This window comes from Streptomyces sp. 8N706 (assembly GCF_052245415.1).
Classification (GTDB): Bacteria; Actinomycetota; Actinomycetes; order Streptomycetales; family Streptomycetaceae; genus Streptomyces.
The window spans coordinates 24,896-37,926 of the sequence record NZ_JBQQBW010000066.1 but is presented as its reverse complement, the minus strand read 5'-3'; the positions used below and the strand labels follow the sequence as shown (position 1 = coordinate 37,926).

14 protein-coding genes are annotated in these 13,031 nt (G+C 70.3%); 3 read left to right on the top strand and 11 right to left on the bottom strand.

Translation table 11 applies throughout. The features are described from left to right. Positions 1–710 (bottom strand): isoprenyl transferase (locus ACTWQE_RS22650; protein WP_443330855.1); only part of this gene is annotated, 710 nt, incomplete at its 3' end. A gap of 109 nt (positions 711–819) precedes the next feature. Between ACTWQE_RS22650 and mgrA the strand changes: the two genes are divergently transcribed. Next, complete coding sequence (gene mgrA / locus ACTWQE_RS22645; protein ID WP_443330854.1) at positions 820–1,857, top strand: L-glyceraldehyde 3-phosphate reductase; 1,038 nt, start codon at positions 820–822, stop codon at positions 1,855–1,857. A gap of 406 nt (positions 1,858–2,263) precedes the next feature. Here the strand turns inward: mgrA and ACTWQE_RS22640 are convergent, their stop codons facing one another. Further along, positions 2,264–2,983, bottom strand: a complete 720-nt coding sequence (locus ACTWQE_RS22640; RefSeq protein ID WP_443330853.1) for a hypothetical protein — start codon at positions 2,981–2,983, stop codon at positions 2,264–2,266. Between the two features lie 734 nt (positions 2,984–3,717). On the opposite strand from ACTWQE_RS22640, the gene ACTWQE_RS22635 reads away from it, so the two are divergent. Then, positions 3,718–4,131: a DUF192 domain-containing protein gene (locus ACTWQE_RS22635; protein ID WP_443330852.1), complete on the top strand. Its 414-nt coding sequence runs from the start codon at positions 3,718–3,720 to the stop codon at positions 4,129–4,131. Positions 4,132–4,301: 170 nt separating this feature from the next. Here ACTWQE_RS22635 and ACTWQE_RS22630 read toward each other — a convergent pair whose 3' ends face one another. Together ACTWQE_RS22630 and ACTWQE_RS22625 are read right to left on the bottom strand one after the other, a co-directional pair. Continuing rightward, positions 4,302–4,679 (bottom strand): peptidase inhibitor family I36 protein, encoded by a 378-nt coding sequence (locus tag ACTWQE_RS22630; RefSeq protein ID WP_443330851.1) that lies wholly within the window; start codon positions 4,677–4,679, stop codon positions 4,302–4,304. Positions 4,680–4,807: 128 nt separating this feature from the next. Further along, complete coding sequence (locus ACTWQE_RS22625) at positions 4,808–5,818, bottom strand: hypothetical protein (RefSeq protein ID WP_443330850.1); 1,011 nt, start codon at positions 5,816–5,818, stop codon at positions 4,808–4,810. Between the two features lie 374 nt (positions 5,819–6,192). Between ACTWQE_RS22625 and ACTWQE_RS22620 the strand changes: the two genes are divergently transcribed. After that, positions 6,193–6,639: an ATP-binding protein gene (locus ACTWQE_RS22620; RefSeq protein ID WP_443330849.1), complete on the top strand. Its 447-nt coding sequence runs from the start codon at positions 6,193–6,195 to the stop codon at positions 6,637–6,639. A gap of 80 nt (positions 6,640–6,719) precedes the next feature. On the opposite strand, the gene ACTWQE_RS22615 is transcribed toward ACTWQE_RS22620, so the two are convergent. The 7 genes from ACTWQE_RS22615 to ACTWQE_RS22585 all read right to left on the bottom strand — a co-directional run bounded on the left by ACTWQE_RS22615 (position 6,720) and on the right by ACTWQE_RS22585 (position 13,022). Further along, positions 6,720–7,532: a prepilin peptidase gene (locus ACTWQE_RS22615; RefSeq protein ID WP_443330848.1), complete on the bottom strand. Its 813-nt coding sequence runs from the start codon at positions 7,530–7,532 to the stop codon at positions 6,720–6,722. Between the two features lie 352 nt (positions 7,533–7,884). Then, complete coding sequence (locus ACTWQE_RS22610) at positions 7,885–8,508, bottom strand: OmpA family protein (RefSeq protein WP_443330847.1); 624 nt, start codon at positions 8,506–8,508, stop codon at positions 7,885–7,887. Between the two features lie 8 nt (positions 8,509–8,516). Further along, entirely contained in the window at positions 8,517–9,107 is a 591-nt protein-coding gene (locus tag ACTWQE_RS22605; RefSeq protein WP_443330846.1) for a hypothetical protein, read from the bottom strand. Between the two features lie 39 nt (positions 9,108–9,146). Continuing rightward, positions 9,147–9,776, bottom strand: coding sequence for a pilus assembly protein TadG-related protein (locus tag ACTWQE_RS22600; RefSeq protein WP_443330845.1), 630 nt, complete (start codon positions 9,774–9,776; stop codon positions 9,147–9,149). 2 nt (positions 9,777–9,778) lie between these two features. After that, positions 9,779–10,021 carry a Flp family type IVb pilin gene (locus ACTWQE_RS22595; RefSeq protein ID WP_443330844.1) on the bottom strand — a complete coding sequence of 81 codons (243 nt, stop codon included), beginning with the start codon at positions 10,019–10,021 and terminating at the stop codon, positions 9,779–9,781. A 257-nt stretch (positions 10,022–10,278) separates the two neighbouring features. After that, positions 10,279–11,460, bottom strand: coding sequence for a response regulator (locus tag ACTWQE_RS22590; protein ID WP_443330843.1), 1,182 nt, complete (start codon positions 11,458–11,460; stop codon positions 10,279–10,281). Beyond that, positions 11,457–13,022 carry a sensor histidine kinase gene (locus tag ACTWQE_RS22585; RefSeq protein WP_443330842.1) on the bottom strand — a complete coding sequence of 522 codons (1,566 nt, stop codon included), beginning with the start codon at positions 13,020–13,022 and terminating at the stop codon, positions 11,457–11,459. Before ACTWQE_RS22585 ends, ACTWQE_RS22590 begins: the two co-directional genes overlap by 4 nt. Positions 13,023–13,031 lie beyond the last annotated feature (9 nt).

Here is a 13,031-nt window from a genome sequence, read left to right as displayed (position 1 = left end):
CAGAAGTAGTACTCGGAGTGGGCGCTCTGCCAGAGCATGAAGCCCGACAGCCGCTGCTCCCCGCTCGTACGGATCACCAGGTCCGGGTCGGGCTGGCCCCGCGTGTACAGGTGCTCGGCGATGTGCTCCACATCGAGAATCTCCGCGAGTTTCTCGATCGACGTGCCGCGCCCGGCCTGTTCGAGGAGCAGCGACCGCACCGCGTCCGCGATCTCCTGGCGGCCTCCGTAGCCCACCGCCACGTTCACCACGATCCCGGCGTTGCCCACGGTGGCCTGCTCGGCCTCCTTCAGCACGGACTGCGTGCGGGACGGCAGCAGATCCAGCGTCCCCACGTGATTCACCCGCCAGCGACCGTCCGCCGCCAGGTCGCGGACCGCGTCCTCGATGATGCCGAGCAGCGGGACGAGCTCGTCCTCCGGCCGGTCGAGATTGTCCGTCGACAGCAGCCACAGGGTGACCACCTCGACGTCCGTCTCGGCGCACCAGCTCAGCAGCTCCTGGATCTTCTCGGCCCCGGCCTGGTGACCCTGCTCGGTCGTGCCGCCGGAGGCCTTCGCCCAGCGCCGGTTCCCGTCGAGGATGACACCGATGTGCTTGGGCACCTGATCGTGGTCGAGGCGGCCTTCCACCCGGCGGGCGTAGAGCTTGTAGACCAGGTCGCGTACTACCCGGGGATACGGGGGGCGGCCCCCGAATTTACGCAGCATTCGCCTTCTCCAGCCCCTCCGTGCATGGCAGCCCCGAAGTATGCAGCGTACTGCGCGGCCCCCCTCGGCGACCAACCCGGGGGATGAGGGGCCGTGATAGGGAGAAGGTGTGACAGACACCTCTCCTTACCGCGCCGCCGAGGAGCGCTATGACTCCATGGAGTACCGGCGTACGGGCCGCAGCGGCCTCAAGCTGCCCGCCGTCTCCCTCGGGCTGTGGCACAACTTCGGCGACGACCGCGCCCTGGAGTCGCAGCGCGCCATTCTGCGCCGCGCCTTCGACCTGGGTGTGACGCACTTCGATCTGGCGAACAACTATGGTCCGCCGCCGGGCTCCGCCGAGCTCAACTTCGGCAAGCTCTTCGCCCAGGATTTCCGGGCGTACCGGGATGAATTGGTTCTTTCCACCAAGGCCGGGTATCTCATGCACCCGGGTCCGTACGGCGAGTGGGGCTCCCGGAAGTACCTGCTCTCCTCGCTCGACGCCTCGCTCCAGCGCATGGGTGTCGACCATGTCGACATCTTCTACTCGCACCGGTTCGATCCGGGCACCCCACTGGAGGAGACGATGGGCGCGCTGGCGTCCGCGGTCCAGCAGGGCAAGGCGCTGTACGTCGGCGTCTCCTCCTACAACGCCGAGCAGACCCGGGAAGCGGCCCGGCTGCTGCGGGGCATGGGGGTCCGGCCGCTGATCCACCAGCCCTCGTACTCCATGATCAACCGCTGGACCGAGGACGACGGGCTGCTGGACACCCTGGAGGCGGAGGGCATGGGATGCATCTCCTTCGCGCCGCTCGCCCAGGGACTGCTGACGGACAAATACCTCGAGGGCATTCCGGAGGGTTCGCGGGCCTCGCAGGGCAAGTCGCTGGATCCCGGGCTGTTGACGGAGGACGTCGTACGACGGCTGCGGGGGCTCGACGAGATCGCACGGCGACGCGGTCAGTCCCTGGCGCAGATGGCGCTGAACTGGGTGCTGCGCGACGACCGGATGACGTCGGCGCTGATCGGCGCGTCGAGTGTGGGGCAGCTGGAGGCGAACGTTGCCGCGCTGGGCGCTCCGCCGCTGTCGATGGAGGAGCTGAAGGAGATCGACTCCTTCGCCCAGTCGACGGAGGGCGTGAACATCTGGGCGCGCAGGGGTTGACAGCGGGCCCGCCGCGCCGGCGGGTCCGGCCGGGCTCGCCAGGGCACGGGGCTTGCCAGGGCACCGGCTCGCCGGGGCCGTCGGTGAACGCGCCCTTGGTGTGCCTGCGCCCGGCCGCGGCGGGATCGGGGCCCTGACGGGCCGACTCCTTGATCCCGCTCAGCTCTTCCAGGCGCTCGTGCGGCGTCGGTTCACCCGATGGCAGGGGACGTGGTCCCGGTCCTGTACCCGGCGCCCCTTCGAGGGCCGCGGAGACACTCTGTTCGGCGAAGGACCGCCCCGGTCGGGTCATGGGCGGTGTCCCCCCGTTGTTCCATGGCGTGCCCGGGGCCGGTCCGGGGCGTACCGGGGCCGGTGGCCAGGCGGGGCGTACGCGGAGCCTGTCGGCGCCGTACCCGCAGCCGTGTCAGGGGCGGACCCGTACGCCGTAGTGCTCCCGGAGCCTGCGCAGCTCCCAGAGCGCGACACCCGTCACCGACAACGGTCCGCCCAGAACGGCGGCCAGCTGGGCCGCGGGCGGCCCGTGCGGCAGTCCGTTCGCGAGGAGGCTGACGAGCATCAGCTCCCAGACGAGGACGACGGTGAGGAGCGCGGGCAGCGTGGCGTGGACATCGGCGGTGTTGAAGGCATACCGGGCGGCCTTGCCGGAGGCGAAGAGCAGGAAGATCCCCAGCCAGAGCGTCGGCAGGGCCAGGGCGAGGACAACGACCGACGTGATGAGGCTCGTGCCCGCGCCTCCGGCCGACCCCGACTTCGCGATCAGCACCCCGCAGAGGGCGAACAGCGCCAGCGCACCCAGGTACCACCCCACTGCCTTGAGCGGCGCGCGCAGCCGGGAGCGCAACGTGGGGCGGTGCTCGGGCGGTGCGTAGCGGATGAACCCGGCGATGACGACGGGACCGGTGAAGATGAGCAGCCACGGCGCGACGAACAGCTTGAACGCGCCGTCGTCTACCACCGTGCTCCAGCCGCCGTCGGCGCCGTAGGTGTAGATCAGCAGAAGGCTCGCCATCGCGCCGATGATCGCGCGCGCCAGCTGGACCCGGGTGATGACGGGGTCCTCGATACGCCCGGGCCCCGGAGTGTTGAAGATCGCGTCGGCGCGGGTCCGGGCCGTGCTCCACATCGGCCGGAAGAGGAAGCCGAGACAACCGACGCGCCGTCGACCTGACTGCGGCGGGACGTACGGGCCGGGATACGGGTGCGGGTGCGGGTGCGGCGGCTGCGGGGGGCCGACGTACGGAGCGGGGTTCTGCGGGGGGCCGACGTACGGACCGGGATTCTGCGGGGGCGGAACCCACGGACCGCTGTGACCCGGACCGTTCTGCGGTCCCCATCCCCCGGTTGCCATCGACTCCCCCTTCGACGTGATCAAGCGCAGGAAGTCTACCGACGGCGGATCGTGTGGAAGCAAGGAACGGCTGGGCTTCCGGCATCACCCGGCGAGCAGCCTGCCGACAGAAAGCGGGCCGGTCCGTGGGGGGGATACGGACCGGCCCGAGGGGGGGATCCCACCATAGCGGCTCGTGGGGGGTGTTTCGTGCATCGGCGAGAGTGACGGCGCGCTGCGCGCTGACGCCCGTACGGCTGCGCCCCGTCCGGAAGCCCGTACGGGACATGGAACGCCCAGCCGCCGTCCCGGACCAGGGATCACGCATTCATGAGGCGCCTTCCTGAGAGGCCCGGATATGGAGGTCCGGCTTCCGCCCCGCGTATCTCACCGGCCTCGGGGGTCTGCGTGATGCTGCTTCTTTGCAGCACGCGTCATGGCGCCTCGGGACTCGGCATATCTCTGGTAGAACGCTTGGCGGAATCCGGGGGGCATCCGCACGCCTCCCGGCCGACCGTGCAGGGAGACCCATGGGCCGCTGGCAGGACGGCAGCACGACCTTACGGATAGCGGGTCCCGGCAGCGGTCGGGGCACGGCCGTCGGCCCCGGAGCCCCCGCCGCGCGGGGCTCCGCCGTCCCCGGCGCGGCCATCCCCCTGGAGATCGCCGCTTCCTACCGCGCCCGTACCCGGGGGCTGCTGGGCCGCGACGGGATCGAGGGTGCCCTCCTGCTCACTCCGGCCGGGAGCATCCACACCTTCCGGATGCGGTTCACCATCGATGTCGCCTATCTCGACCGCGGTCTGCGGGTCATCGCCGTACGCACCATGAAGCCCGGCCGCCTCGGGCTGCCGCGTCTCCGTTCGCGCCATGTGCTCGAAGCGGAGGCCGGAGCGATGGCCGACTGGGGACTTCGGGCCGGTTCGGTGGTGGAGATCGGGTGAGGTACGGGGGCAGCTGCCGGATCGGGTGAGGTGGTGTGCGCCCTCGTCAACGCTTCCGCTCCCCCGCCTCGTTCCCCGCGCCCTTCCTCCGCTCCGCCAGGAACTCCTCGACGCGGTGGCCGGCACCAGGGCGGAATGCCCTGGTGCCGGCCGGTCTCTCGATGACGGACTCAGCAGCTGCTGGTCCAGGTGTGGGAGTCACCACGGTCGTTGGCGGTGGCGTTGTAGCCCACCTCCTGCCCGGGGGTGAGGCAGATCGTCACGCCCCCGCCCTGCCAGGCGCTCGCGTACACCTTCACGTGGTCCTTGACGCCGGGTCCGGAGATCCCGTGGTTGGCCCATGAACTGTCCTGGTCGGCGATGTTGCCCTCCCACCAGCCGTCGTCGCCCGTCCAGCCCACCGCCTGGCCGCCGAAGTTGGCGTCGGTGTAGGCACAGAAGCTGCCGGACGAGCAGGGCGCGGCGGCCTGCGCCGTTGCCGGGACGGCGGCCAGGGCCCCGCCGGCGGCCACGAGCAGTACGGCACCGGTGATCAGTGTCTTGCGCATGAGGAATGTCCCTTCACTTTCGGTATGTGATGGTTGAGGTGATGAGTACGGCCATACGTGAACGCACTCGGCCGCACTCGGTGGGCCCCTCGGCCGGTCGCGGCCGGGGGAGTTCGGGAGGAGACGGGTCAGGCGGCGTCGCCTGCGGCGATCCGCAGACCGCGCTCACGCATCCGCCGGTGGTCGGCGAGCCGCGCGGCGTGCTCGGCGCGGACCTCGGCCGTATGCCGCCGTTCCAGCCGCACACCCGTACGGGCAAGTCCGGTGGCCACCACACAGCGGGCCTCGGCGGTGGCGAACCGGCGCTGGAGGCGTTCGGCCGCCTCGGGTGCGAGCTCGCGGGCACGCCGCTGCCAGGTGCGCCGCAGCTCCCCCGGGTCCTCGGCGGGCTCGACCGGCGCCACGCAGTCCGACCAGCGGGCGAGTACCGCGCGGAACTCGCTGTCGGCGGTGACCCGTTGGTGTGTCTCGGCACCGAGATTGTTCACCGCCACCTCCGCACGGAACCAGCGCTCCTGGTCGCCGTAGAGCGTGCGCTGTGCGGCGGCGAGACAGCCGTCGCTATTGGCCTTGACGACATGGCCGGTGGCAGTGCGGGCGGACAGCTCGCGCCTGCCCGTACCGAACATGGCATCGGCCAACGCCTGCCGGCGCGCGGCTTCCTCCCGGAGGGCCTTACGGGAGGGGGCGGTACGGGTGGTCTCGACGGGCCGGTTCTGCCCTGTGTCCGAGTCGGTGCCGAAGCCGTGCCGGGAGGCCCAGTCGGGGTCGTCGATGCCGTACGGGAACTCCCGTTGAGGCGCTTCCGCGCCCTGCCCGGACCGGCGCGCGGAGCCGGGCCGGTTTCCGGACTGTGCCCGGGTCTCCGCCTTCCTCCCCGTCTGCGCACCGGCCCGTGCCTCCGCCCGTGATCCGGACTGCGTGCCGGACTGCGGGAGCGTCAGGCCCTTCTCGGCCAGGCAGCGCCGGACCAGGAGGGCTTCGGCGCTGCTCAGCATGTCGTCCTGAGCCCGGGCGGACTGCGGAATCCGCGGCGGCTGCCGTTCGGAGCCGCCGGCCGTGTGGTCGGCACAGCCGGCCGTGGCCGTTGCCACGCATGCCATCAGCAGCGTCGCGGAAACAATCTTTGTGGTGCGCACAGCGGACACCCCCGTGAGCCCCGGTCGCCTGGCGACCGCGCCGTCTTCCGACTCCCCCGTCGGCTGACTCCATTACAGGTGAGACATCGCTCGCTGTGACCCTCTGATATCCGAGGGTGATGGTCGGAGCGTCCAGGGACACGTGTTCACCAGCCATCTCCACCGGCCCGCCCGCGCCCCGCGGTTGAGCTCCGCCCCCTGGTCCCGGCCACCGTACAACGCGCCCCAGCTGGGTGAACGGCGCTCCACGGGCCCGGACTCGTCTCCCGTCCACAGCGGGGGCGGCATGCGGGGTCACGCCTCGACCCGGCCGACATTGACTGTCGTCCGCCCTTCGCAGGTGTACAAATTCGCCTCCTGAACAGGAGTCCCATATGACCGTCATCGCTCCGGCCTCCGACTGCGGGCCTCTCCCCGAGCCGCCCGAGTCGTGGCAGTACAGCCTGCAGGTACCCCACGACCCCCTCGGACCGGCCATTGTGCGGTCCACCGTCCGTATGGTTCTGGGCCGGCACGGGCTGGGCGACCTCGCCGACACGGCGGAGCTGCTGACCTCGGAGCTGGCGACGAACGCCTACCGCTACTCGACGGGTCCCGCGTCCGTACGCCTCAAGTGGACGGACGACACCCTCCGCGTCAGCGTCTGGGACACGGACCCGAACCTGCCCTCGCCGATGGCCGTGGAGCCGGACAGCGAACAGGGGCGGGGGCTGCTGCTCGTGCGGCTGTGCGCGGACAACTGGGGGCGCTACGCCATGGCGGAGCGGACGTTCGGTTCGGGGGGCAAGGTGGTGTGGTTCGAGATATCGCAGGCGAGATGACGCGGTGGGGAACCCTCGGTGGCTGTCTCCGCCGCAAACTCTGACGCGCGTACGACCGCTTCCGCAGGCGCGGACAGCGGTCAGGAGGTACCGGCCCCGCCCAGCAGCAGGCCCAGAAAGGCCCCGAGAATCATGAACGGGCCGAACGGCAGGGCCGACTTACGGCCCGCGCGCCCCAGCAGCAGCAGGCCGACTCCGTACAGCGATCCGAAGAGGAATCCGGCGAAGGCACCGGAGAAGAGGACAGTCCAGCCGTACCAGCCGAGGGCGGTCCCCAGGCCGAGCGCCAGCTTGACGTCGCCGAAGCCCATCCCGTTCGGGTGCATGAGGAACAGCACGGCGTAGCAGGCGGCGAGGGCGAGACCGCCCAGCAGCGCCCGCGGCCAGGAGCCCGCATGGCCCGGGAGCACAGCGGCGAGCCCCAGCAGGACGGCGGCCGCGGCGGCGAGTGGAAGCGTCAGCACATCCGGCAGGCGCTGTACGGCGCCATCGACCAGCGCGAGGACCACCGCCACGGGTGTGAGCAGCAGCCACACGGCGAGTTCCGGCCTGACTCCCACGGCGGCGGCGAGTGCCGCGCACACCGCGGCGGTGACGGCGGGAGCGGCCACACCCATCGGCCCGTACCAGTGAACCGCGGACTCCGGGGCACCGACAGGAGGCTGCGCGAACCATAACCCCACCGGGGGCGCGGCCGACGCGGTGCCGACGGGCGTCGTACAGCGCGCGAGACCGATCCAGCCGCGCGCCGGTCCGCTGAGCGGGTGCCCTTCAGGGCATACGGTGCGCCACTCTTCCTCGGGCTCGACGGCCAGGCGGTGGACGACCCGCGGCACCAGCAGCCCGGCAAGCGCGCCGTATCCGGCGGCGAGAACGGTCAGCAACATCTGCACGCCCCGACCATACGGACTGCCGCGCTGCGCCTCCTGGGCCCAGGGGCCCCGGCACGACCCCGTCGGCGGCCGCAGGATTGCGCACGCGAGGAATCGCCGGGGCAGGCGCCCAGGCGACCGGGCAACGGCGTGGAGCTGTACGGAGTCGACGAGCACTCCCTACAGCGCATAGCCGAGGGAGATTGCCGTGCGGGAACCGACGTGCCGCTCGTATCCCACGGCGATACGGCTGGGTCCGCGAACGGACGCGTGTGCTGTCCTCCGGCGCGTGGGGGCAGGAGGAAGGCCGGTCCGGGGAAGGCCACCGACCGGCCGCTCGCGCACGGGCACGGTGCGGTGATGCCGGTGCCGCTCACTGCTCCGCTCGGGGGAAGCTGACCTCGACGCGGCGGTTCTTCTTACGACCGCTCTCGTCGTCATTGTCGGCGATCGGGTACTGCTCGCCGTAGCCCCGGATCTCGAAGCTGACGTCGGCACCCAGGAGCTCGGCCAGAACCTTCTGCACCGCGTCGGCACGCTTCTTGGACAGCTCATCGCCATGGGCCGCGGAACCGAGATTGTCGGTGAAGCCGAAGACACGGACATTCTGCGCGTTCTGCTTCTTGATCTCGTCCGCGATCTGGTCGATACGGGAGTTGGCCTCGTCGCTCAGCTTCGCACTGTCCTTGCCGAAGAGCACTTCGGCCTGGAGCGCGAACTTCACGCTCTGGTTGGTGTCCTCCCGCCGCTCCTCACCGCCCTGGGTCTCGACGACGGATTTGATGTCGAGCACCTTGGATGCCGCGAGCGTGGCTCCGTTGACCATCTTGAGATCGGGGTCATGGGCGTCCACTTTCACCGGTGGTGCCGCGGACTCGGCTGTGCCGGGGGGCTCGTCTCCCTGGGCGTACGGAGCGAACGTGAGCGTGAGGGTGGCCGCCGCGAGTGCGCTGAAGACGAGGGCAGCGGCCTTGCAGGGGCGGGGTGTTGTGGTCATGGCACCGCTCACCTGGAGATCTCGAGGGGAGCGGGGGCGAAGGTCGGGATCTGGAAGTCCACCTGCTGGGTATCCGCGGGCGGCGCGGGGAACTGGGCGAAGATGGGGACACTCTTGCCGGATTCGATGTCGGATTCGAACGTCGTGCACAGCGGGCGCCCTTCCGTGTCCCGCAGAACGTAGTAACGCTTCTTGTTGGTGCTGTCGACGAGCGTCGCGCCGCCGATGGATTCGCCGTGCTGGAGTACTTCTTCCTCGTCGCCGCTCCAGTCGGTGGCATCCGTGGAGAGGAAATCCTCGTCACCGGTGTTCTTCAGCTGGCCCGTGACGGTGACGAAGCCCCCGGAGTCTCGTTTCACCGAGTTGATGGTGACGACCAGTCCGTCCTTGCCATTGATCCTCGCCAGGGTCCGGCTCGTATTCGGCACCTCGTTGTCCTGCCCACCGGAGCCACCGTCCTTGGCGCGTTCGGACTTCTGGGGCTCCGTCCGCTTGCTTCCTTCGTCGCCACCACAACCGGAGACGACGAGGATCAGGGTGGCCGCCATCGCTACCGCGGCCATTCCCCTACGGGCCGTCGAGGTGTGCCGAGTACTCATGAAACATGCGTCCTTTACTCGTCGTTCGCCGTGTCCGCGTCAGTCTTTGAGGTGTACGGAATACAGGTCCGCCGGATCCGGGGGAGGGTCGCCGTTCTCGGGGTCGATGACCCAGTCCTGGTCGTCACAGTCCAGCTCAAGCCTGGGCTTCTCCGTGCCTTTTCCCTTGCCCTTGGCCGGTTTGTCGTCATCGGAGTGGTCCGGCTTGACGCGACAGCGCGGCTCGATGACGGCGGTCGCCGTCGCTTGAGCGTGCTTCTTCTCCGTACCCGGAACGATGGAATCCCCCACGGTGCCGCGAGTCTCGACCGTGACCGTGAACCCGTCGTCCACCCGTTCGCAGCCCGGGTCCACCAGATCGGCATCGTTCCTCGCGGCAAACGACTGAGCCTCCGCGCAGGCAGTCTCGAACTCCACCCCTTGCCCGTTGACAAGGCCGTCCCAGGCCTCCGGGTTCAGGAGGGAGTCGAGCAGACCCTCGCGAAGCTGGTCGCGAGCATCCTGTGATGCCGCCAAAGCAGCCGCGTCAGCGGCGGTCTGCGCACCGCTGCGCCTGTCCGCGGCCTGCGCGACCGCAAAGTATGCGAACGCAAGAAAGAGCAGGCCCGCCACCACCGTGATGTAGATGGGGAAGGCCTGCCCTGCATCGCCGCATGGGCGTGCTGTCACATTTACTGAGTGACCTTGTTGATCTGCTCGCCGATCGCCTTGTAGATCGTCTTGCCGATCTTGGTGCCGGCCAGCGCTCCCACGATCAGTACGACCACCGCGATGATGCCCAGGTACTCGACCGCCGTCTGGCCACGGTCCCACGGGTTCGCGTAACGCTTCCTGAACTTCGTGGTGGCGGTCTTGGTCCAGTGGTCGGCGTGAACGTCGGCCTTCACGTAAGCCTTGGTCATCAGGTCGCTCACGATGTTTCCCTCCGAATGGACTCGCCCCCGCAACGAGTGTCGCGTCAGTCTTGTCGGTGCCGTCCCCGTCCCCGGTCGCTTCCTCGCCGGTGCCGTTTTCTCCACGAGGAACGTACGCCGGGCCACCCCGCCGACCCCAGGGCCCACGGGCCCATTTCGGGGCCCAAGCCCACAACGGAGCCTTGGAGTTCGCCGCGCCTCCCGTCTTCGCCGCGCCTCGCGTCCGGGACCACCCGCCCCCCACCAGCCGTACGCCGTCAGCCACCGTGCGCTCCCCTCCGCGCATCCGACGAACCCCCCGGTGCGCAGGTCCCCATCCAGACCGCGATCGCTTCGCTGCGGCTGCCGCACCGCAGCTTGCCGAAGATGCGGTTGATGTGGTTCTTGACGGTCTTCTCGCTGATGAAGCACGTCGCCGCGATGTGCTGGTTCGACATGCCCGTCGCAATCAGTTCCATCACCTCCACCTCCCGCCGGCTCAGCCCGAACCGCCCCCGGTCCACCGGATGTCCCTGCACCCAGGGGTCCTGACGCCCCCTCGGTGAGTCGGCTGGGGGCCGCCGAGTCCAGGTCGGTCCAGGTACCGACTGTCCCATATCGGGTCGCAATTGCAAAGTCCTCTGCTGTCCCGGCGCCCCGTCCGGCCTCGCACCCCCGGTACCTGCTGCGGCATCTGCCCGCGCGGGGATCCCGGACAGCGGTTCCTGTGAACTCGATCGGGGAGGCGCTGTGTTGACGCCATTCATGCCTTCCTGCGAGGAAGGCGCGGAGCAGTCGCCACCGCGCCGTCCAGGCCTGGCAGGCACCCCTGCGGACGCTCCACCGCGAAGGTGCTCCAGCAACGTATTCGCGGCAGTGACCGTGAAGTGCGCGCGGCCCGCTCTGACGTCCCGGACTGCCAGGACGAGCTGGTCCGCGGTGAATTCGCCATGGACGAGATAGCCGCCCGCGCCCAGGCGCAGCGCCTCCCGCACGACGTCGCTCTCCCGGCTGTAGGTGAGCATCAGCACGGCTGCGAGTGCCGTGAGGCAGGGCAGAGCCGAGATGCCGTCGACGCCCGGCATTCTGACGTCCAGCAGGATCACGTCCGGGGCGTGCTGGTGTGCGGCGTCGCAGGCCTGGCGTCCGTCCGCGGCCTCGGCGACGACGTGGATGCCGTCCCGGCCGCCCAGCAGAGCGCTGAGACCGGCCCGTACGACGGGATTGTCGTCCGCGACGACCACACGCAGCGGCGTGGGAGCGGAAGCCTCGTCAGACGCGGCCGGCCCGGGCTGTGGCGGCGGTACGGCGGGCAGCCACCCCGGAGGGTGCTCGGTGCCCGGCGGAGCGGCGTGAGGCGACGTGGGGAGCGACGCGTGAGGCGATGTGGACCGCGGCACGGGCCGGGACGAGTACGGCGGGATGGCGCGGCATCCGTCGGGGTCGGACGTGTCCGTCATGGGTGCGGCCTCCTCTCACAAGACGGGGCGGAGGGATACGACGTACGGAGGTGGTCCGCCGAGCCCGTTCCTCCCGCCGGATGACAGGTGGTGAGGGGATCGACAGGCAGCACAGCAGCCATCGGCAGGTCGAGACGGACCTCGGTGCCCGCCCTGGCGGCGCCCTTCCCTATATGGATCCGGGCACCGATGCCGGCTGCGCGTTCGACCATACCGACGAGCCCGAAGTGCCCGGCCCGGCGCAGACCTTCGAGCGTGGTGCCCGCCGGCAGTCCGCGGCCGTCGTCACGGACGCTGATCCGCAAAGCCCGGTCGACGATGCCCACCTCCACCGCCACACGCGTGGCACGCGCATGACGGCCGGCGTTCTCCAGGGCCTCGCTCGTGATGGTGAGCAGATGCCGGGCCACGGCGTACGGCACCGGGGGGATGGGGGACGCGTTGATCAGCTGGAAACGGACGTCCAGGCAGCTTCCGCGGGCGAAGTCCGCCACCCGTACGGCCAGTTCGTCGGGCACGGATACACCGGTGCTGTCGATATCGCTCTCCCGGCGCAGATCCGACAGCAGCTCACGGGACTCGGCCGCGGCGCGCCGCGCGGCGCGGGCGACGAGTTCGGCCTGCCGTTTGACCTCCTCCGGGTTCACCCGTCCCGCGGTTTCGGCCAGTCCGTCCGCCGCGAGGGCCATACCGTGCAGGGTCTTGGCGACGGAGTCGTGCATCTCCCGGGCCAGCCGGGCGCGTTCGCCGCCGACCGCCTCGGTGACGGCGAGCCGGGCACGGGTCTCGGTGAGCGCCTGGGTCGCCGCGCCGAAGCGCAGCATGAGGCCGCGCAGGGTGACGCCGAAGGCTCCGGCGACGACACAGAATCCGGGGAGCAGAAAGGAGCTGGCCGGGGTCGCGTGGAGGGTGTCCTCCGCGGCATGGACCATGGCCAGAATGAGCACCTCGAGCCCGGCGAAGATCCCCGCGGCGCGCCAGCCGTAGGCGAGACCGGCAAGCATGGGCGTGCAGCCGGCGACGTATCCCAGGGTCGACTCGGGTGTCGCGGTGATGAGGAGCAGTGAGCCGAAGAGCAGGTCGACAGCGAGGAGGGCGGGGTGCCTCAGCAGCAGCGGGCCGAACCGCTCCCAGTCGCGGAAGAGCACATACGAGCCCATGAAGGTGACGACTACGGCGCCGCCGACGAGCCAGGAGGCCGGGCTGCCCGGTGCGGTACGGGTGAGAGCGGCCGGGGCCGCCACCACGATCATCGCCATCCGGAAGCCGAACACCTGTCGGCACAGGGCCTGGAGGGCGCTGACCTGGATACGGAGCGAGGGCTCGGCTGCGCCCCCGGCGCTCTCGTGGGCGCCGGAAGCTCCGGGTCCTCGGGGATACGGCCGGGGCGTGCGGCCAGGACCGCCGGACCCTGCCGACGAAGCCGACGAAGCCGACGAAGCCGACGAAGCCGCGAACGAGGCCGACGGTGACTCGTACCGGGACGGCGGGGCCACGGACGGGCCGATGGCCGGGCCGGGTCCGCCGGTCAGGGCTCCTGGTGCGCTTCTCCGTAACGGCATGCGTCCGAC

Coding starts and splice junctions, on each gene's coding strand:
- ACTWQE_RS22640 (WP_443330853.1), bottom strand. CDS start 2,983: ATGTGGAGCACGGCCCGGACCCGCGCCGACGCGATCTTCAACACTCCG.
- ACTWQE_RS22635 (WP_443330852.1), top strand. CDS start 3,718: ATGGGCCGCTGGCAGGACGGCAGCACGACCTTACGGATAGCGGGTCCC.
- ACTWQE_RS22630 (WP_443330851.1), bottom strand. CDS start 4,679: ATGCGCAAGACACTGATCACCGGTGCCGTACTGCTCGTGGCCGCCGGC.
- ACTWQE_RS22620 (WP_443330849.1), top strand. CDS start 6,193: ATGACCGTCATCGCTCCGGCCTCCGACTGCGGGCCTCTCCCCGAGCCG.
- ACTWQE_RS22610 (WP_443330847.1), bottom strand. CDS start 8,508: ATGACCACAACACCCCGCCCCTGCAAGGCCGCTGCCCTCGTCTTCAGC.
- ACTWQE_RS22605 (WP_443330846.1), bottom strand. CDS start 9,107: ATGAGTACTCGGCACACCTCGACGGCCCGTAGGGGAATGGCCGCGGTA.
- ACTWQE_RS22590 (WP_443330843.1), bottom strand. CDS start 11,460: ATGACGGACACGTCCGACCCCGACGGATGCCGCGCCATCCCGCCGTAC.
- ACTWQE_RS22585 (WP_443330842.1), bottom strand. CDS start 13,022: ATGCCGTTACGGAGAAGCGCACCAGGAGCCCTGACCGGCGGACCCGGC.